16 protein-coding genes and 1 pseudogene are annotated in these 20,676 nt (G+C 50.8%); 9 read left to right on the top strand and 8 right to left on the bottom strand.

From position 1 onward, the window contains the following. The first annotated feature begins 74 nt into the window (after positions 1–74). Positions 75–1,445 (top strand): hypothetical protein, encoded by a 1,371-nt coding sequence (locus HCF10_RS30405; RefSeq protein ID WP_167657041.1) that lies wholly within the window; start codon positions 75–77, stop codon positions 1,443–1,445. A 66-nt stretch (positions 1,446–1,511) separates the two neighbouring features. On the opposite strand, the gene HCF10_RS30400 is transcribed toward HCF10_RS30405, so the two are convergent. Further along, the gene (locus HCF10_RS30400; protein ID WP_167657040.1) at positions 1,512–1,847 is read right to left on the bottom strand and encodes a hypothetical protein; all 336 of its coding nucleotides are present in this window, start codon (positions 1,845–1,847) and stop codon (positions 1,512–1,514) included. A 1,763-nt stretch (positions 1,848–3,610) separates the two neighbouring features. On the opposite strand from HCF10_RS30400, the gene HCF10_RS30395 reads away from it, so the two are divergent. Both HCF10_RS30395 and HCF10_RS30390 read left to right on the top strand, forming a co-directional pair. Next, complete coding sequence (locus tag HCF10_RS30395; RefSeq protein ID WP_167657039.1) at positions 3,611–5,317, top strand: AAA family ATPase; 1,707 nt, start codon at positions 3,611–3,613, stop codon at positions 5,315–5,317. Next, a complete protein-coding gene (locus HCF10_RS30390; protein WP_167657038.1) occupies positions 5,317–6,144 on the top strand; it encodes a hypothetical protein in 828 nt (275 codons plus the stop codon). Before HCF10_RS30395 ends, HCF10_RS30390 begins: the two co-directional genes overlap by 1 nt. A 280-nt stretch (positions 6,145–6,424) precedes the next feature. Here the strand turns inward: HCF10_RS30390 and HCF10_RS30385 are convergent, their stop codons facing one another. Continuing rightward, positions 6,425–7,027 carry a hypothetical protein gene (locus HCF10_RS30385; protein ID WP_167657037.1) on the bottom strand — a complete coding sequence of 201 codons (603 nt, stop codon included), beginning with the start codon at positions 7,025–7,027 and terminating at the stop codon, positions 6,425–6,427. Between the two features lie 15 nt (positions 7,028–7,042). Further along, positions 7,043–7,435 carry a hypothetical protein gene (locus HCF10_RS30380; protein ID WP_237683212.1) on the bottom strand — a complete coding sequence of 131 codons (393 nt, stop codon included), beginning with the start codon at positions 7,433–7,435 and terminating at the stop codon, positions 7,043–7,045. A gap of 698 nt (positions 7,436–8,133) precedes the next feature. Here HCF10_RS30380 and HCF10_RS30375 point away from each other — a divergent pair. From HCF10_RS30375 to HCF10_RS30365, 3 genes are read left to right on the top strand one after another with little or no spacing between them, the layout of a single operon-like run. Beyond that, positions 8,134–9,474: a tyrosine-type recombinase/integrase gene (locus tag HCF10_RS30375; RefSeq protein WP_167657036.1), complete on the top strand. Its 1,341-nt coding sequence runs from the start codon at positions 8,134–8,136 to the stop codon at positions 9,472–9,474. Then, a complete protein-coding gene (locus HCF10_RS30370; RefSeq protein WP_167657035.1) occupies positions 9,471–12,731 on the top strand; it encodes a hypothetical protein in 3,261 nt (1,086 codons plus the stop codon). Before HCF10_RS30375 ends, HCF10_RS30370 begins: the two co-directional genes overlap by 4 nt. A 5-nt stretch (positions 12,732–12,736) precedes the next feature. Beyond that, positions 12,737–13,384, top strand: a complete 648-nt coding sequence (locus HCF10_RS30365) for a hypothetical protein (RefSeq protein WP_167657034.1) — start codon at positions 12,737–12,739, stop codon at positions 13,382–13,384. Between the two features lie 134 nt (positions 13,385–13,518). On the opposite strand, the pseudogene HCF10_RS32220 reads toward HCF10_RS30365, so the two are convergent. Then, a pseudogene (locus HCF10_RS32220) lies at positions 13,519–14,298 on the bottom strand (IS5 family transposase). A gap of 371 nt (positions 14,299–14,669) precedes the next feature. On the opposite strand from HCF10_RS32220, the gene HCF10_RS30355 reads away from it, so the two are divergent. Further along, positions 14,670–16,052, top strand: coding sequence for an MFS transporter (locus HCF10_RS30355; protein WP_131697784.1), 1,383 nt, complete (start codon positions 14,670–14,672; stop codon positions 16,050–16,052). Between the two features lie 57 nt (positions 16,053–16,109). On the opposite strand, the gene HCF10_RS30350 is transcribed toward HCF10_RS30355, so the two are convergent. The 4 genes from HCF10_RS30350 to flgA form a co-directional block, all read right to left on the bottom strand. Beyond that, positions 16,110–16,859: a flagellar brake protein gene (locus HCF10_RS30350; RefSeq protein WP_131697783.1), complete on the bottom strand. Its 750-nt coding sequence runs from the start codon at positions 16,857–16,859 to the stop codon at positions 16,110–16,112. A 96-nt stretch (positions 16,860–16,955) separates the two neighbouring features. Further along, positions 16,956–17,426 (bottom strand): flagella synthesis protein FlgN, encoded by a 471-nt coding sequence (locus HCF10_RS30345; protein WP_131697782.1) that lies wholly within the window; start codon positions 17,424–17,426, stop codon positions 16,956–16,958. A 48-nt stretch (positions 17,427–17,474) separates the two neighbouring features. After that, positions 17,475–17,798, bottom strand: a complete 324-nt coding sequence (gene flgM / locus HCF10_RS30340; protein ID WP_167657032.1) for a flagellar biosynthesis anti-sigma factor FlgM — start codon at positions 17,796–17,798, stop codon at positions 17,475–17,477. A gap of 141 nt (positions 17,799–17,939) precedes the next feature. Then, positions 17,940–18,704 (bottom strand): flagellar basal body P-ring formation chaperone FlgA, encoded by a 765-nt coding sequence (gene flgA, locus HCF10_RS30335; protein WP_145338711.1) that lies wholly within the window; start codon positions 18,702–18,704, stop codon positions 17,940–17,942. Positions 18,705–18,795: 91 nt separating this feature from the next. Between flgA and HCF10_RS30330 the strand changes: the two genes are divergently transcribed. Both HCF10_RS30330 and cheR read left to right on the top strand, forming a co-directional pair. Next, complete coding sequence (locus HCF10_RS30330) at positions 18,796–19,728, top strand: chemotaxis protein CheV (protein WP_032886773.1); 933 nt, start codon at positions 18,796–18,798, stop codon at positions 19,726–19,728. A 43-nt stretch (positions 19,729–19,771) separates the two neighbouring features. Beyond that, on the top strand, positions 19,772–20,599 hold the full coding sequence (gene cheR / locus HCF10_RS30325) for a protein-glutamate O-methyltransferase CheR (protein ID WP_090400438.1): 828 nt from the start codon (positions 19,772–19,774) through the stop codon (positions 20,597–20,599). Positions 20,600–20,676: the final 77 nt, after the last annotated feature.

Raw genomic sequence — 20,676 nt, 5'->3', positions numbered from 1 at the left:
GTTAGGAGCCGAACCGGGCATTCATTACCTGCGACGGCCTATACGAGCTGGTTTTTTCACTAATGGATTAGCTGTTGAAAGCACTTCCTATTTCGATGTTTGAACTACTTGCCCTAGCGCTGCCTTGGGGGCTTAGCTTCGTCGACCACTATCCCTATCAAGGCTGCGCCAAGGAGGAAGGATGGATTTCCGACGATGGCGCCACCTGGGGGGTGGTCTGCTATAGCCCAGAAGCAAACACTTATTCTAGCTTGGTGGTCAGGCGCAGAATCGATCTCGTTTGGACGGTCATATATGGCGTAGGTGGCTTCGCACTATTCGAGGAAGCTAAAGCTCAAATTACGAGTCGATTGGAAGAGGGAAGGGATCTTGAGCCGTTGCCTCCAAGCACGCCGAGGCGACAACATCTTTTCGCAGGTGCTTCGGAAGATGCTGGCTCACTCTTCAGGTTGCTAAGAAGAAAATCAAAAGCACAGACAGCTTGGGTTTTAGGCCATCTTTACCTTTCGATGCCTAAGCCCGATCAGAACTTCGTAACCGATTTTCGCTCGAGTAATTTCCACACGAGACTATGGGAGCTTTTACTTCTGGCTTCCTTTCGTGAGCAGGGATGTTTTGTTAGTCAGGATCATCCCTCTCCGGATTTTCATATACGGCGCCGAAGCGGTGATGGAGCCTGGATCGAAGCTGTTACCGCTAACCCACCGGATGCGGATAGGTATGATCATGTTGATAGCCCGCTGGCACCTATTCCAAACGATCCTAGAGATCGGTGCATGGGAAGGGCGGCAGTCCGCTTCCATAAAACATTAAGAAGCAAAATCGACCGGCGATATGACCAGTATTCGCATGTTCAAGGTCAGCCTTTTGCGATAGCCCTGGCGGACTTCCATGCGCCGGGATCGATGATGTGGAGTCGAGAAGCGCTGATCACCTATCTGTACGGTGAATACGCAGAGGTACAAAATCTGGATGGTGTGCAAGCCGCAGTAAGCGTTGCCGTACAGACGCTTTTAGATAATGAGGGCACCCCTGCGGGCCTATTTCGTTCCGGGGAAAATGACGGCCTCTCCGCAATTGTCTTTAGCAACGGATGTACCATCGCCAAGTTCGGGCGAGTTATGCAGACTATGAGTGGCATCGACTACGGTTTCACGCGCACCCGCGTCGGCATGATTTTCGACCGGACACCTGGCGTGTTAGAGGGCATTTCATTCTGCCTTGACGTCAGCAGTCGAGAGTACCAGGAGCTTTGGCCCCAACGTTACGAGCCTTGGTCAGCTGAGCTCGAAATCTTTCACAATCCCTTCGCTACGTACCCTTTCCCTAAAAACGTTTTACCGGAAGCTCAGCATTGGTTTCGAAGGGACGGATCAATTGTCTGTGAAGCTTTTTACGAGACGTCTGTTCTTTGGTCGGAAACTCATGTGACGATCAAAAACTAAGCTGGCGGGCCAACAAAACGAGCTTGGTTTACCGCCAGATTTTATCGATCAAATGTCGGTGAGCTTTCAAAACAGACGGAATGGATTGGTGTACTTACTGGCTTTGCGCAGATACCTGGAGGCTAAACGCATCCCCGCACCTACAAATTTCACTTTTTGAAGCGTCCCCTGCCGATCGTGGAGAAAGCGGAACTGGACATCCAGCTTTGAAAGTTCGACCAGAAGCAGCTGGCGGCCTTTTTCATCCAAATTGGGGTTACAAAGCTCATCGTCGATTGCTTTTCGGTAACCACGGTACTCTCTCTTCATCGCCTCAGCTCTCCAAGCTGACGTCACCGGCATGATAAGGCAGAGTAAAGCAGTCCCGTCGAAGGCAGCGGCCACAGCTGTTGTGCTGAGCAAGCCATCGCGCCATAGACCTCCTATTATTAGAAAGGGAATGCTGACAACTACCGCCAGAAAAACTGGTTGGGTCGGGTAGGCTAGCAGTGGATGAGGGCGATACCGTATTTTTCGCATAGAGCTTCCAAGGCTTTGATAGGTGATGAGATATTGGCAGTTGTGACAATGTTTGTCTTGCCAAGTGGGTGCTCAAAAATTCAGAGTCAGGAGCCTAGGCATTGAGGGCATTTTTACTTTTTATGATCCTGCACTCCTGAAAACATCAGGGTTTATCCAGCTCGCTCACTCAGGTCGCGGCATAGGTAAACATCTTCAAACTTGCGAGGGGCTAACATGACGATTCCGACGCCATGGGGTGTAATTTTCAAAGCGGGAGCATGGTGTTGGCGTCGCGTCACCAGGGCACTGCTTTATAAAACCTATTCCGAGGCCCATCGACGGTGGACGAAACGTAACGGTTTCGGCGCTCGGTGGGAAAAGCTTGGAAAATATGTCGAGTATTCTCTCTATCTAACAAAGCCGACCGACGCTGAACCTCGGGTCTCCAAAGTCGCTTTCCGTGCGGTCGATGCTACGGTAGTGAGATTCGATTGCGTATTTGAGGCTGAGGGCGCAGGACTTCGATATCAAGATGCGATAACCGTACATGAGCTAGATCGCTCGCCGGTCGTTTTCAACCTCACGCGCGTTCCTTCGCAAGATTTCCTATCGCACCTCAAGGGTGATATCCGATTTTCCGTGGAGAGCTACCGATTCCGCAAATGCTCGGTAGCACTGGAAGGCAATCAGATACCCGAGTTCGATTCGCTTACCTCGTATCTCAGTCATAACTGGTTGGTAAGTGACACTTGGAATCGCCGGTGGGGCACTTTCTGGAATTGCAATTCGATCACTTACGCGAAGCGAGAAATTGAGATTTATTGGAAATGGGGTTTTGGCACTCGGGGCGGATCTGTTTACACGCCGGGATACAGTAGAACAAATTCGAAGGCACCTTTTTGGTCTTTTGGACGCAGAACGGTGGTTTGGGTGATGTCCAGACCTTGGATCCTAACGATGCAATTCTGGATAGCCATCTGGTCGCGTCAGTTTGTGTTGGATGAGAATGACCGATTGCGGCGTCGATAGTTTTCTGCGTAGGGTGGTCGCTATCTCTTCACCAGACCTTTGTATCGTTCTCGAGACTCCAAGATCTGATCCCTGAGCTCTTCAGGATCAATCCTCATGCCACCACGAGGTGTGACCTGAAGCGTCTTAAGGCGGTTCGCAGCCTTGATGAATTCCCGTTCCTCTGCCTGAACCCACGCGGGCCGCTTGTCTTTCCAAAATAGCCAACCCATTTGCCCGGCCTCGTCTTTGATCGGATGTACAGCAGTATGTTGGAGCAGCCGCCAATGTCCAAGCTGGGAAGTGAGCTTGGTCATCATTCAAGCAGAGCGCGCAAGCCAGGATCATCGAAGAACGTAAGAATGGAGCCTGGAGGCCGTGACCTGGTAGCCAGTGGAGCTCGGTATACGACAGCGGCTTTCGTACAGACACGCCCGACCGTTGGGCGACGGATTATTTCTCCACCTTGTGCTTATAACTGATCGGGACATCCCGCTGATTGCCCAGGCATAGGCATTCGGCAATCAAGCCCATCACTCGGAAACCTGAGGTTGGAGTGATGCTGAAACGCCATCTTAATGGTGTATATTCGACTCCGGATAGACGGACGTACCTGAACCCAGCGGCCTTGTCGAAAACTGCTAAGGAAAGCTTCATTGAAAATCATTTATAAAGCCCGTGAGAGTCGTCGTAACAATCCTTTGCCTGAAGGTGAAGACGACGTGTTGGAACTTCTCTCCAACGATTGGAACGACTACGGGTACGAAACCACTTTCATGACGACCTGTAGGATTGGTGGCGAGAGGATACAGCTGGGTGCAATAAAGATTCTTTTTGAGAAGTCCAACTCCCGTCGCTATTTGAAGGAGCTCTTGCAAAATGGATGGGATGGATCATTTCCAATCCCAAACGAATCATATATTTCCACACCTGGCGAAATCACCTTCTACGAGCAGCTTGTAGGAGCCCTCTCTCCTAAGCAAGCTGTCAAGGCCGCTGAAGCGTTGCGAGATGCGAGTTATTTGATTCATGTCAAGGATGATGCCAGCGCGCAAGAAATGATACAGGAAGGGGGATTTAAAGACTCTTTGCAACGCGAGCGCGGATCTATCGATGCTTTCAATAGTGTATGGAAAGTTCTGGATCAAAAGTCCTTAGCGGCTCGCGATGTTGACTTTAGTTTCAAGGATGTGTTTGGTCAACGTTCTAGTCTGACATTTAAATTTGGTGTAGGGGAAACATCGCTTCCAAGGGATATAAACGTATTGATTGGTGCAAACGGCACTGGGAAGTCTCAACTCCTTCATCAGATGGTGAAGGCGTGGCTTGCAGATCCTAGACAAGTTCGTTCTGGAGATTTCGCTGTACCACCTGATATCAGTCGATTGATTGTAGTTTCTTACAGCCCCTTTGAGCAATTCCCAGTGGATATGGAAGATTCTAAGCTCAATGACAAGGACGCTTATAAATATTTTGGGTTGCGAGGGGTTTCTAAGTCTTCATCTCCAAAAAGGAAACTAATCACCCTTTCCAGAGACATTCCTCGCCAAGACACTGTTGCTTCTCTGGTCTCCTGTGTTATGGATGATCAGCGGTTTCGCCATATTCAAGGATGGGGACGAAAGATTGCCACCGCTGAGCGTGTGCTTCGTGCGGCAATTAAATTTGACGCTATCGCTTTAAAATTAAAGAGCAACATAAACCTCAAAGACTTATTCGAAGATCTGGATGAGCTTGATAAGGCTGTCAGTGTCATAAAGCAAGGAGGGAAAGAGGCAAGCTTTATTACTATAACAGCTTCTAATATTCGGCACATTGACGCTAATATATTGGAGCGATTTGTCAATGCCGAGCAAGGTGTGTTGTTCTTGGCTGACGGCGTTATACAGCAGTTGAGCTCAGGGCAGCGGCTCTTTACCTATCTTGTTATCAATGTTCTTGGGGCAATTAAACGCAATACCCTTATTTTGATCGACGAGCCGGAGCTTTTTCTTCACCCGTCGCTTGAGATACAGCTTGTGGATATGCTCAAGCAGATTCTTCAGAGCTTCAACTCGCGGGCTGTGCTTGCCACGCATTCTGTCTCGACTGTGAGGGAGATACCAGCCGACTGTGTTCACGTCCTTGAGCGAACGGATGATTCTCTGATAATTAAGCAACCACCCTTCCAGACTTTCGGGGGAGATTTTCAGCGTATAGCCTCATACGTGTTTGGGGACAGAGCAGTATCCAAACCCTTCGAGCGCTGGATCGAAGATCAGTTGGAGGGCATGTCAGCCGAAGAACTCATCCAGTCCCTTGGCGACGATGTAAACGAAGAGCTAATCATTCAAATCTTAGCGATGGGGCGCGACCAATGGTGATGTCTCTACCGTTACCTCCACATTGCAGTGTCGGTCTTATCAGTGACGTGGTGCAGGAGCGCGAGAAAGGCGTAAATTTTGCCTATTTCACGGGTATTCAGGCTGAATGGGAAAGCAGGACGCAAGAGTACCTTCGTCACCGAGGTTCGCCCCAGTATGTGCCTCAATGGCTTGGGATAACGCCATCCAGAAAAACTAGCTTTCTGACCCTATATCTGAGCCATAGAGAAGGTAGCTCCCAGCGAGTGGTCATCGAAGATCTCAACGATCATTCCTTAAACTACTGCCCTGCATGTGGAGAGTTCGGCAGACCGAACACTTTGGATCACTACCTTCCCAAAGGCAAATACCCGCATTTCTGCATAACCCCTGCAAACCTGTTTCCAATGTGCGACAGATGCCAGAAAGAGAAGGGCGAAAAAACGGGCACAGTAGCCGAACCCCGATTTTTCCTGCATCCCTATTTCGATTCCTTTCTTTCCGAGCAGATATTACGAGTAATAATCGAGCCACCCTATAATGCCCCTTCCTTCCGGATCGCAATATCAAGCGCGCTCGATGCTGAACAGACTGCTGTGGTGGCGAGCCACATTAGGGAACTGGAAATCGAGGCAAGGTTTGCACACTTCTTCAAGGATGAGATCGTTCGAACTTGGAAACAGGCGGCTAAGATGCGGTCTACAAGGGTTCCAATTGAGCTTGCACTACAAATGTTCGACGATATGTATGAGCAAAACACTTGGCAGCAGCTCTACCATGCATCGGTGCTAGGCAACGCGGACTTTATTGATTATCTGCAGCATGGAGACCTTCCTGAGGACGTTTAACTTACTTATACGGTTGTGAAAATCAATCTGCGCGCGCCTCACCTCCACATTGCAGCAATTCGCGCAGCCTCATCAAGGATTAGAGTGGAGCAATATGGGGGAGTCGCGTCAATTCTTCGAGCTGGGAAGTGAGCTCTGTCATAACGCAAGCGGAGCGCGCAGACCATGATGGTCGAAGAGCGTAAGGATGGAAGCCCGAAGGGCCGAGACCCAGCGTAGCGGGCCTCGGTTTACGACAGCCGCTCCCGAAGGGATACGCCCGACCGCCTTGATTAAAATGTTACCGAACAGTTCTTTGATCAAATGACCGAGGCACTACTCCCTGCGCGCAAAGATCGTATGTCCCGCGCAATGCCACCTCGTCACCAGACGACACTTTCACATGGGTAAAGATCGTCGACAGAAAGCGTTTCCTTTCTCCGTTGCCGAGCTCAGACCAAATCCTCGGCTGTCCTTGTGCATCAGGGATCGCCAGCCGGTCGAGGAGATACTCTTCCAGGCTGTGCAGACGTTGCTGACCATCGACCAGAATCTCGCTGTTCTCCGCCAATGCCCTGCCAGTGCTCGCCGGCTCGCACCAATCGTTTGTAAGGTAGCTTCCCAAGTCTGCCCCTGACCAAACAGCGCTAATAAAACGAGCCTGCTGGCCTACGTTCCACTCCAATCCGCGCGCCCAGGTGGGTACGGGCATACCCATGACAAATCGTCCAGCCCATGGAAACCTATCGTGAGCGGAGGAGGAGTCAACCAGATACATTTCCCAGTGGCCTACCAGAACATCAATTGGGTAATGACTGACGGTTGTAGCCAGAACCCGCTGCGGCATCTGGATGCGTAATTCAGACGGTTCCTCGTCGGCATAGCGTTGAAAAATAGAAGTCATGGTACTCACTGGTGGCTACAAATAGGTGGAGGTGCTGGAGCCAACACGGGCGCATCGCCATGCGTCGACAGTCTCGATGATCAACACATCTCGTTCGATGGAAATGTCGATCTGGTCGCTGTCGATCAGCGCATGTGCGTAGCCCTCTACATAGGCTGCTGCTTTATCAAATGCAGAAAGGGTTTCTGAGGACTTGATGACGCTGATCAGACGCTGCCAGGCAGCGTGCTGGCGGTTGCCTAGGATCGTCTTGGGGAACGAAATGGCGGCACTCAAATGCTGTGCGTAGTCATCGGTTGGTGGGATCAAAGCGATTCGCTCGAAGGGATACATACCTATGACAAACGGTTGGTTTTGGAAAACCTTGAGCCTGATGCGACGTTTGTTTGCAGGCGGGGGGGCATCCAAGCCAAAGTCTGATCACTACAAGCAAGCGGAGCGCGCAGACGTGAGGATGGAAGCCCGGCAGGGTCAGGACAACGGCGAGCATCGCCGGGCTTGATTTACGACAGCCGTCCCGGCAGGGCACGCAAAAACTTTATTTTCCACCCTGCGGGTCAGCACCTGCATCTATGGAATAGGCGTAGAACCGGTCGCCGACTCTCGCCATGAATCCAAGTCTTCGTCAAAAAGACCCGGCGCATGCTGTAAATGAGACGCAGTGCCTACAGTGGAAAGGTCAATATGTGGCGCAATGCCGGCTCGTCGCCGGAAACGCGGGCTGGCTAAAGGTCGCCCGCAAGAACCACCGCAGCTCGATGTTTCGATTCACAACCGCATTTCTCAATTCCTCGAAAACTATATTTTAACTAAGATTAACAAAGATATTTCATATCAATAAATGAGTTTTTGATATTGATACTATTAGGAATATTGACATGGAAAGGATGCTATTGATGTTTGGCCGTAGACCTTGGTCTGCTTGGTCTGCGCCGGATGCCAAGGTGCCGTGATCTGAGTTTTTATATGTATTATTGCAAATAATGATTCTTAAAAATTGACATAAAAAGAAGCGCTGGATTGTTATTTCTTCATGTTTTTTAAGAGGAAAAGTTCTTGTGGTGCTGGTTTTTTTCGTAGTAGCTTTAGCCCATTGTGGAGGCGCTATGAAAAATTTCAAAATGGTTCCTGCAGTAGTTAAAAGTGTGAAAACATATGTTATCGAGTCGATTCCAGACAGAGTAGTAGTGTCAGGGGTGGAGCAATACTGTAGTGCCCTTATCGCTATTGGTCGGGCAAGGCTAACAGTGAATTCATATGTTGGAGCATTAGCTCGATACTTAGATTTCGTCGTGGAGTACGTAATTTGCTCTTTGCTGCTAGGTAAAGTAGCAGGCGAGATGAAGTATGAGGATGTTGTGCATGTTTTCTTCGAATCGTTGACTGTGGGTTGCAACTCAGATGATGAAGTAATCAGGATGGTATGCGTAAGGCTCAATCGCCGCTTGGTAAAAAGACGTACTGTCAATGTATATCGATCTGCTTTGAAATTTGCATTTGAGGTTTCAGACAAGTTTGTGCATAGCACAATTCCGAAAATGACTCTTTTGGGGCAGGGAGGTAACAAGCCAGGAATTGGAGTTCCATACAAGTCATACATGGAATTTAGTCGATCAAATGCCCAGCGGATATATCAGACTTCATTTCTTGCTGGTTGCATATCTGGTGGAATAAAGGCTAGTTACGTTAATTTGCTACCTAAATATTATCGTGGGTCTGCGCGGCATTATATCGGAGAGCTACGACTTGATTTCTACAAGCTATTGGAGATCTTGCCCGAAATAAAAAACGTCCGAGACCGCTGTCTTTTGGCATTGCTTGCGGCAGGGGGGGAGAGAATTTCAGAAGCACTTCAGACTCTGACAATAGACATTGACCCAGATGCGAATAGCGTACTGGCAATAGATCCGAGTAATAGGCCAAGCCTTTACTATGAAATGGGGTTGTCGGTGTCTCAAGTATCCGGCCTGCGCTGGAAAGGAAGAAAAAATAACTCGGTTTTTCTTATACCACCATTCGACAAGATCTTTTGGGATTCGTATGCGGAGTTACTTGTTTCAGATAAGTATCCTGTTTTTGATGCTAGTAGGCGCTGGGTAACTCATAAGTTTGTTTTTCGTGTACTGAAAGGTAAAACACGTGGGCAGCCATTGGCTTTGGCATCTGAGGGGGTTATTCGTAAGATGTTCAAGCGCTTACTTAAGAGGTACAACATTGTTAATGTGTCGCCCCACGATATTAGGCACTGCTATGTCACCTTTCTTATCCATGAGGTACCTGTAGGTGATGGGCGAGGACTCGGAGTAGAAGTCGCAAGCGATTTGGTATCGCATGTCAAACTCGAAAGCACTCTGGTTTATGACCATCTAGATAGAAGCACAGCTCACGCGGATATTGAGGAGGGTTACAAAAAAATAGGCTATCACCCGGAGATGTTAAAGTCATGATTAATCATACTGATATGCCCGTCTGGATCGGTGGCGATGCAGATGTTGACTCTGCTATCAAAGCTAGTGTTGCAGAAGCAGCGCAGTTTATACAAAGTGAATATGGGAAAGGGAAGCATTGGTCGTACGATACTATCACAGCTGGGCCGGAATCATGCCAGGTTAGCTTTATTAAGTATTTTGTTTATGCACCAGGGCTGGCAGAGGTTAGTTATACATTTGATTGGGTGCTCGAGGTGTTTAAATATGTTGCGGCAGGCAGTGATCAAGAAAATTTAGACATGGGTATGATCTTGGGCCCATCTAAGAAAGACTACAAGAAGTCCGTGTATACCTGGGTCAGGCGCGGACTTTGGCTGACGATTGTAATGCTTTATAAAAATGGTCTTATTTCGATTCCAGCGAATTTTGGCGCATTATCTTCCAATTCAGGCGATGGGGCTCCTGGAACTCGAACAGATTTTGCTTTTGAAACATATCCAGAGCTTATGAGATTCTTGATTTCCTCTAGATATAAGCTTGCTGCAAGTGATTTTTGGTCAGGAGTACCCAAAAAGGTTTGTGAAAGAATTGCGCAGTATGGGACTCGTTTATTTTGGATGTGCGGAGTTACCAGGCCTGAGCAAATAGATATAGATGATGTTATTGAGATTCACTTGACCTACACAATGGGAGCGCGATTGCTCACTGCCGAAATTCCCACTAGAGCTATTATGCAGTATGTATGTCACTACTACGGTGATCGAGTTCCCTTTACTCTGGATGAGTTTTTGCCTCGTCTAGAGCAGGCGATACGCTTTCGACGCAATGGTTCTACCCCTTCAGAAATAAGGGAGAGAAAAATTTCTGGGTCTCAGGACTCGGTAGCCTCGGTAGATGAGTTATACAATTTCGTAAAAGTCTGGATTAAACGAGATTATCTCCCGAGACGCATGTCGACGGTTGATCTCTTCGCCCCATGGCGTGAACTCTTGACGGGGACTCTGGATCTTTGGTTGAAAAGCCAGATTAGATATCTTAGAGAAAAAGCATATGAGCGTGAAGAGGTTAGTGCCCTTGGAATAGCCCAATTTAATCTATATCTTTTTGAGTTTTTGCCTCGATGGTACTCCATTAACGGAGTCATATGGAGCTACAACTATCCATCTTGTCCGAAAGATATTTCTAATGTTTTTATTTCACCGGCTGACCCGGTAACGGGAGCTCCTCCATCGTTCAAAACTTTTCTTACTCAAATGTTTGATGACGATGTCGAGACTGCACCCTATGCAACGATCCTGCAGCTCAAAAATTTCTTTTCTTGGGTAGAGGCTAAGTATCAACACGTTCATGGATATGAAGGTTTTGTAAATCCTATTCATGAAATGGATATGCCCCCGTCAAACAGCAGGGGTGAGAGCAAAGCAAGACCCTTTACAAAATGGCAGTATTCAATAGCTTTGAATTACTTGGCGACCATAGTTAATGCAATTAAATTGATTAACGATTGCGTAATATCTGGTGATATTTCCATAACGAATGAAAAAGATTTTACAGCCCTTGCACAGAGGCTAGGGTGGGATAACTCATTTTATTGGAGTGGTCGTCGGTTCATAATTTCGAAAATTCCAGGCGTTTTTCTAGAGCGCTGGAACATACCGCTTTCTAATAATAATTATCTCACGCTGCTCTATCCTCACTATGCTATACATGTTCTGACTGCAGTAGACAGTGGTCTTAGACATCAGAGTGTACGCTGGCTTTGCATAAATTTTGATAAAAATGTTGTTGAAGGCACCGGGTTGGTGGCTTTTAAATTACATGTTGCCGTAGATAAAGTGTCAAAAATTCCAGTGGAATCCTACGTTGCACTGCAGACACTTGAGGCCTTAAGGTATCAACGTCAAATTAGATCTTTAGTCGATCTTGAGAGCTTTAAAGTAGAAGTTTTTTATCGTGGAAATGTGGATACACAGAAAGCAAAGTTTAAACCTTTATTTTCAAGCAGTTTTGCATCTGGGCTACCTAGAACAGATAATGCTTATAGTGAGATGTATGTAAAATTTCTTGTCGATTTTAACTTTTTTCTCAATGATCATGGTCTCAGTTGTAAACTTTTTGAACTCAAGGCTAAGGGTTTTGGTTATGGTGATAAGGTCAATGCGGGTAAAGAAAATCGCACAAAGGCGGGTGATCTATTTTGTCCCCTAAGCTTAGTTACCGATATGACCCCTCATCATACTCGCTCTAGTACCGTTAATAGCTGGTCAAAATATCTGTCTGCTAAAGATGTCGGCAGATTTAAGACTGCACATAAATCCGAGGCAGTCGTAAGATATTACAGAAAGCTGGATGATGAGGATAAGGCAGAAATATCACGCCATCTTGAACTTGGGGTTCAACAGATATGGGGCGGCACTTCGATAGATCCGGCACTAGAAGGGTCAACTTTTCGTAGGTCACTGGCTGCAGATGCACGAAAAGCTGTTCACGATTTTGGGTGTATTTCGATTTCAGCGACGGGAAGCGATAAAGAACTTGATGGAGTGCAACGAATCGCGCAGGGATATCACTCAGGACTTGCGCACTACCCCACCCATATTTGCACTAGGAACGGAGATTGTACAGATGAGATGAAAGCAGCTGGGACTGAAAACAAGTGCGGCTTTTGTATTTATGCTGTCAAGGGTATTGATAATCTTGAGGCAATAGAAGTCAAGGTGATTAATTTGACAGATGAAGTTCGATCATTGCATGAATATGCCGACCGGATTCCAGAGAAAAACCAACATGAATTAATTAAGGTGGATAACCGTCTAGAGATTGTAGTTGGAGATCTCCTGGCTTGGATTTGGTGTAGAGACCATTTGGTCGCGGCTGCAGAAAAATTTAAATCTGATCCAGACAAGTTGTACTCATATCGCCCAGAAATTCTAGAGCGGGATTTTCGTCAATTCAACGCAGATGAAGATTCAGCTTTCTATATTTTATCTCGCCTTCATCAAGATAGTCAGTTTCCTGACTTGGTCTCGGAGGTCGCCAGAGCTAAATATAAGGCACTAAAACTTTCATTGCTTTCAGGAAAGGTAAGCGTACTGGATATTTTTAAAGGTACGGTCTCTGACTCTCCAGTTGAGCTGGTTTCAATGATTCGATCAATGCTCAAGCAAAGCGGTATTGGTGTAGAAGATTTGGCATCGATTTGGCAGGCTCAAGACGGTCGTACTAATAAGTTGATTGGCGATTATGTCCCAGTTATTGCAGTGGCTAAGGAGTAGGGTTGATGCTCAAATCTAATTTTTCAACATGGCAAGAGAATTGCGTTGATGAAAAGACTAGGAAAGTCATTTCAATACTTAAGGATATGAGTGAGTTTAAAACTCCTGCAATGAAAGTAACAGATCTGGCTAAATTCATATCAGACAAAATGACAAACGATCTAGAAGGTACTAAGTCTGATGCGTCGGATCCATGCGTGCTGGACTTTACCACCTTGTTGAAGAGGGCAGGGAAGTATCGCCCAATAATAGATTCCTATATGCTTCAAAGAGAGGGCTTCGAAAATTACGCCTTGCGAAACATTGATCCTGTCATCGGGAATGTACTTGAGTCTTATAAAGTGCGACTGAAACAGTCAAATGTATTGGTTAAACGTCTACAAGAAAAAGTAAGCCAGTTAGAGGCTGATAAAGCGGCACTGAATTCTGTCGCTAATATTACTCCTAATGGCCATAACGGTTTGGATCAGTTAAATGCAATGGGCAAGGTTACATCTATATTTTTTGATCTGCTTTTAAGTACAGATTATTGCAAATTTGATGACGCCACAGGGGATGTGCTCGCCGTTGGAAGAGCGCGTCGGGTGCTTTTGCCGGCCTCAGATATCGCGGTGTATCTAAATTGGCGCTATCGGGCTCCATCAGAACGCTAGTTATATAGCTATTAATTTAATGTAAGGTTGCTTTGGCGAAACCCCTTCACCGGTCAGTCTGAAGGGCACACAACGCTAGGGAAGCATGACGGTTCACTGTGCCCATGGATCCTGGCTTTGAATGACGTGGTTTTTTACGAACACCCCACCGCACAGGCCAAAGAGACCAAGGCAGCAGTGCTTTTAACAAGCTTATCGAAACACCTCACGATGCGGTTATCCTCTTTTAGCCACTCAAACATACGTTCGATGATATTGACGGCTGTCAAACAACCTAGGCAAGCCTGGTTTGGGTTTGCGCTTCATGTTTTGTAGACAGGTGGCTGCCTGCATTCAGTAGCGATTCCAGTATGGGCGCAACACGTAGGCTTCGTATCCCTTGCGAGCCAGCATGCACCGGCAGTGTGTGCGAGGACGCCCGCGCAGACTCCGAAGGTGAGCCGCACCGAGTATGGGTTGGGCATAAGCAATATCGCTTGCTTGCCCAACTGAAAACAGAAAGGGCGGAGGCAATCCGTCTGCAACACATTGCATGTAAATATTGTTTGTCATACCGACCCCGGCTCCGGGCGAACGCATAGTCCTGCGGTGCTATAGGCGCCTTTATTCACGGCCCCTGATGAGGCTCGGCTTGCACGTAGGGCCGTGGAGTCGATCAGCCAGATATCCAGATCAATCGAGTGCTGTTCGCTTATTCGGATGTGTAGCCGGTCGAAGAAGCCGCCAATGCGCCAGTCGCGGAATCGCTGATACACCGTTGAACAAGGGCCAGAACTTTTTTGCGTGTTCCTCTAAGCCGCGCCTGAGCATCATCCAATCATCAGCCCGCTGACGTTTGTAACGGCGGGCTCCAATGAAGAATCTGCAACCACGTCCCAGCTATGGACTGGCTCTAATGTGCAGCAACTGCGTATTGCAACTCATTGAAAAGTATTGGTAATTTAGTTTTCATGGGGTGTTATGACCCGATTATGGTTCGAACCTGCCCTGGGACACCAGATTCGAAGCCCGTAAGAAAGCCTCGCACAGAACCTCCTGGCGGGGCTTTTTTGTGCGTACTCGATCTTTTTGCTCGCGGGTCGAACCTTGCCGCCGATCAAGGTTCACAGCTGGTGCTGTGATGTATTTGTTGCAACGATGTACCTTGCGCGCCATCCGACAGCGTCTGAGCTGTTAAGCAAAATAATCCCCGGAAACAGCGCATGTTGCCTGTCCGGACCCGGTCACCCCGGACTATCATGCCGATAGCCCTGTCTCTCACCGCAAGGAGCCGCTCGGAACGCCGATGCGCCAGATCTGGAAATCTTTTCGAGCCCTTTATTTCGCCTCCTTGATGATGCTGATTGGCTCCGGCCTGCTCAGTACCTACCTGGCCTTGCGCCTGGCGGCCGACCATGTCGACAGTCTATGGGTGGGTGCGCTGATGGCGGCCAACTACTTTGGCCTGGTACTGGGCGGCAAGATCGGGCATCGCCTGATTGCCCGGGTAGGGCATATCCGTGCCTATGCCACCTGTGCCGGGATTGTCGGTGCGGCGGTGTTGGGCCATGGCCTGATCGATTGGCTGCCGGCCTGGATTGTGCTGCGGATAATCGTGGGTCTGGGAATGATGTGCCAGTACATGGTCATCGAGAGCTGGCTCAATGAGCAGGCAGATGCCAAACAGCGTGGCGTGGTGTTCAGCGGTTATATGATCGCCTCCTACCTGGGGCTGGTATTGGGCCAGTTGATACTGGTAATGCATCCCCAGCTTGGCCTTGAGCTGCTGATGCTGGTGGCGCTGTGCTTCGCCCTGTGCCTGGTGCCGGTGGCCATGACTCGGCGCATTCACCCGGCAGCCTTGCATCCTGCGCCGATGGAGCCGCGCTTCTTTATCAAGCGTGTGCCGCAGTCGCTGAGTACGGTGTTGGGGGCGGGGTTGATCGTCGGTTCGTTCTACGGTCTGGCGCCGCTGTATGCCTCCCAGCAGGGGTTGAGCACCGAACAGGTGGGCCTGTTCATGGGTAGCTGCATTTTTGCCGGGTTGCTGGTGCAGTGGCCGCTGGGCTGGTTGTCGGATCGTTATGACCGCGCGCTGCTGATCCGCTGCTTCGCCTTGTGCCTGGCGGTGGCGGCACTGCCGTTGGCAATCATGACCCAAGTGCCGCTGGAAGTGCTGTTTGTGGCGGGCTTCCTGTGTTCCCTCGTACAGTTTTGCCTGTATCCATTGGCGGTGGCGTTTTCCAACGACCATGTGGAAGGGGATCGTCGGGTATCGCTGACGGCCATGCTGCTGGTGACCTACGGTATCGGCGCCAGTGTCGGGCCGTTGCTGGCGGGTGTGGTGATGAAGCTGTTCGGCAGCCAGATGCTGTACGCATTTTTCAGTCTGTGCGCGCTGATCCTGGTGTGGCGAATCCGGCCTAAGGCGGTGACCAATCTGCACCAGGTGGAAGATGCCCCCCTGCATCACGTGGCAATGCCTGACAGTATGTCGAGTTCACCGCTGGTGGCTGCGCTGGACCCGCGGGTCGACGAGCAGGTGGTGCAGGAGCAGATGCAAACTGTCCCCGATCCCGAGCCGCAGGTCGATCCAGAGCCGCCGACGGATGAGCCCGCTTTCGAAGGGCCACCCGAGCCCCTGGGGCCGGATGAGCATCCCCACGAATTGAGCAGGGCGCGCCCCTGAAAGCAAAAACGGGCAGATCCCAAAGGGTCTGCCCGTTTTTTCTGTGATCGTTAAAGATCAAAAATCGTCGTCTTTGTCGAACCGTCGTGCTTCACGCTGCAGTTGGTACACAAAGCGCTCGACCTGGCGTTGCACCAAACCACTCATGTTGTGGAAGCGCACGCCGGCAAAGGTCGTGTTGATCCTTTCTTCGAAGTGCAGGTATCGCAGTTCGACGGCGGTGGTCATGCTGCCAAACGACAGGGCTGCGATAAAGCGGTCGTAAACCTGGCCCAGTTGCAGGCGCTCGGAAATATCACCTTCAAAACGCAATTTGCAGCCGGTGGCGGAAATATCCAGCAGTTTGCCGTTGACCGGCAGCTGAAGTTTCTCGCCGCCCAGCTCGATATTCACCAGTTGAGCCAGCTTCAGTGCGGCGCGGAACGCGTTGCGGCGCTGATGGTAGACCACCTCGTCCGGCAGGCTGCCGGTATAGATACGGTGGCCGCCTTTTTCGCCGATGGTCAGGGTGCCATTGCTTTCCCAGGCGACGCGTACGCCATCATGGAAACCTTCGATGCGAAAGGGTTCGCCGTTTTCGAGGTGGCGCTCGCCGTCGCGGGGGATCATTTCGTCCAGCGCCAGCATGTTGCTGTCGCGGTTGACGTCCACCAGGTAGCTCTGGAAGCGCTGGCTGCGTTCGTGGAAAGTGATGATCAGCGGGTCATGGCTGTCTTGCAGCATCCGCAAGGTGCCGGCGATTTCCAGAGGCGTGGTGAGGACCTTGGGTGGCTGCGGGGCATCTTCCGCATTAAGGGCGTTGAACACGGTTCTTCCATCTCCAGACAAAATACGACTACACGCAAGAACCGGCATTTTGCCAGCATGTGGCGGGCCTTGGATAGGGCGCGCTGTAAACCGGTGTCAGGCTTGGCTGCGGGTGCTTGGCTTGACCAGGCGCGAGGTGGAGCCCTGGGCGTTATAGAGTGCCGGAGGCTCTCCGCCGTGGAGTATACGCAACTGGTTGGCGGTCGTAGCTTGCTGAAGCTGGATCGACTGACCATTAAGCAGGTTGGCTTCCTGGCACTGGGAGAGCAATTGGTTGAGTTCTTTGCTCTGGGCCAGCAGTTGATCGCCGACCGAGGAGTGGCTGGCCAACTGCGCCAGGCCGTCGTGGTCCGCTGGCAGGCCGAGGCTGATGAGGATCTGGCTGCGTTTTTTGCCGTGCTGTTCCAGCAGGACGATCAACGACTGCTTGCGCGCCAGAATTTCTTCCAGCAACGGCATGTCCCGGCCATAGAGGGCCAGTGATTCTTCTTTGAGCAGCTCGAGCAATTGCTGCGTCGGCGCTAGATCATCAATGATCAGTTGAAGCAAATGTTCGTCGTGATGCATGGCTGGCCTTGGGTTTTAAGCGTCCAAAAGCCCTGCGCAGGCCTTTGCCTAGCGCTCGGCTTCGAAGTTAAGCAGCTTGCTGGCTACACGGTTGCTGTCGACTTTATAGCTGCCATCGGCGATCGCCTGCTTCAATTCGGCCACGCGGGCTTTATTGACTACCGGTTGATCGCGCAGCGAGTCAGTGACCTTCTGCAACTGTTGAGCCTCATTGCTCAGGTGTACGAATTCCCCGCTTTGGCTGGCACTGGCCTGTTCTGCCTTGGCGGGCAGCGCCGGGGCCTTGGCTTCTACGCTGTCCTTGGGGCTGGTGGTGCGCGTAGTGCCTGACGTAGTCGGGGCGTTATTCAAACGGCTGAAATCGATGACCATGATAAAAAAACCTCTGGGTATTTGGACGCTTGCCATGTTTTCGGCAATACCCGGACAAACTTTAGGCGCGAATGACAATAAATCTCCGCACGGGATATCTCGTGCACAGTGTAGGAAAACCCAGCGTCCTGTACCAGTGATCTATAAAGCGACCTCGACTTGCCCTGGGGCTGTCACCCGCGCTTTGATCACGCGGTTGGAGTTGAGGTTCTTGACTCGAATCTGTTCGCTCATGCCGCCGTTGGACAGTGCCTCGCCCGGCATTTTCACATTCAATCCGCCGCTGCTCGCGGAAATCACCACCTGATCGCCCTTGCGGATGACCTCGGCCTGTTCCAGATGCACCAGGGTAATGACCTGATCGGTGACCACTGGTCGGGTCAATTTCTGTCCGATGGCCTGATCCAGGGATGTCAGGTAACCCTGGCTGATCTGGCTGATGTCGCGTTCACGCAGTGCAACGTCCTCGAAAGCGATGATGCCCGTGCGTTTCAGCGGGCGAGCAACCACCACCACATCACGGAACAATTTGACCTGGGCCGGCACGAACACCGTCCAGGGCGAGGCGCCTTCGCAGCGTACCTTTACCGTCACTCGCCCGATCGGTTGGGCGGGGCTTTCCAGGGTCGCTGTCAATTCCTTGTCGCACATGGGCATGCGCAGGCGCGGGTCCAACTGGTTGACCTGGATTTCATAACGCCCCGGCGTCTGTGTGGTCGCCAGATAATCTTCTACAGTGAACTCAAGAAAGCCTTGAGTGACGCCGATAAGTAGATCAGGCAAGGTGACGTTCTCTGCACGGGCCGTGGTGGCCAGGCTGAAGGCGAGCAGCGCCAACGGTGCGCAGAGCAATCTGCAAAACCATGTCAGGTGAGGGCGTCGGGAAACTGTCGTTTTAATGTCCATATTCAACAAATAGCAAAGCTCGTGCCGTTTAGTGTTGGGGGCGCGCCGCCCTTGTAGGTATAGCCAAAAGTTTTAGCGTAGGAGTCATGGCATGGCAGGAGTAATGGATTCAGTAAACCAGCGCACACAGCTGGTAGGGCAGAATCGCCTGGAGTTGCTGCTTTTTCGTCTGGATGGCAAGCAGCTGTATGGCATCAACGTATTTAAGGTGCGGGAAGTGCTGCAATGTCCCAAGCTGACGATCATGCCCAAGTCCAGTCCGGTGGTGTGCGGTGTGGCGAATATTCGTGGTGCGACTATCCCGATTCTTGACCTGGCCCTGGCCACCGGTTCGGCTGGCCTGCAGGATCGCGAGAACCCATTCGTGATCATTACCGAGTACAACACCAAGACCCAGGGTTTCCTGGTGCGCTCGGTGGAACGCATCGTCAATATGAACTGGGAAGAGATCCATCCGCCGCCCAAGGGCACTGGCCGCGATCACTACCTCACGGCGGTAACGCGGGTTGATAACCAGTTGGTGGAAATCATCGACGTGGAGAAGATCCTCGCCGAAGTCGCACCCACCTCGGAATCGATTTCCGTGGGTGTGGTGGACGCCGAAACGGCGCACAAGGCCGTCTCGCTGCGTGTGCTCACGGTGGATGACTCCTCAGTGGCGCGCAAACAGGTGACCCGCTGCCTGCAAACCGTCGGCGTGGAGGTTGTGGCGCTCAATGATGGTCGCCAGGCGCTGGATTACCTGCGCAAGCTGGTGGACGAGGGCAAGAAGCCGGAAGAAGAATTCTTGATGATGATCTCTGACATCGAGATGCCGGAAATGGACGGTTACACCCTTACGGCTGAGATACGCAGCGATCCACGCATGCAAAAGCTGCACATCATCCTGCATACTTCGTTGTCGGGCGTATTCAATCAGGCGATGGTCAAGAAAGTCGGTGCCGATGACTTCCTGGCCAAATTCCGTCCTGATGACCTGGCATCCCGGGTAGTCGACCGGATCAAGGCAGCAGATCACAGCTAGGGGTTTGTCCCCTGGCGGTCATACGATTTTAGAGGCGGTATCAGTGTCTACGGGTAATTTGGATTTTGAACAGTTCCGGGTCTTCCTGGAAAAAGCCTGTGGCATATTGCTCGGTGAAAACAAGCAATACCTGGTATCCAGCCGTCTTAACAAACTGATGGAGCAGCAGGGCATCAAGTCCCTGGGCGAGTTGGTTCAACGGATCCAGGGGCAGCCGCGCAGTGGGCTCAAGGAGATGGTGGTCGATGCCATGACCACCAACGAAACCCTGTGGTTTCGCGACACCTACCCCTTTGAAGTGCTCAAGAGCAAAGTGCTGCCGGAGGCCATCAAGGCCAGCCCGGGCCAGCGCCTGCGTATCTGGTCGGCCGCCTGCTCCTCAGGACAGGAACCGTACTCGATTTCGATGTCCATCGATGAGTTCGAGCGGACCAACATGGGCCAGCTTAAAGCCGGGGCGCAAATCGTCGCCACCGACCTGTCAGGCACCATGCTCACCAACTGCAAGACCGGCGAGTACGACAGCCTGGCCCTGGGCCGTGGTTTGTCCCAGGAACGCCTGCAACGTTACTTCGACCCGAAAGGGGCGGGGCGATGGGCGGTCAAAGCGCCGATCAAGAGTCGCGTGGAGTTTCGCTCGTTCAACCTGCTCGACAGCTACGCCAGCCTGGGCAAGTTCGACATGGTGTTCTGCCGCAACGTGCTGATCTACTTCTCGGCCGAGGTGAAGAAAGACATCCTGTTGCGCATCCACGGCACCCTCAAGCGTGGCGGTTATCTATTCCTCGGTGCATCCGAGGCGCTCAATGGCCTGCCGGATCATTTCCAGATGGTGCAGTGCAGCCCTGGGATCATCTACCAGGCCAAATGATAATGTGGGAGGGGGCTTGCCCCCGATAGCGGTGTATCAGTGATAGAGACATCAACTGATCAACCGCTATCGGGGGC

Source organism: Pseudomonas sp. B14(2022) (assembly GCF_012030485.1).
GTDB lineage: Bacteria > Pseudomonadota > Gammaproteobacteria > Pseudomonadales > Pseudomonadaceae > Aquipseudomonas.
Note: the sequence above shows the minus strand (reverse complement) of the source record. Positions and strands in the feature narration are given on the sequence as shown.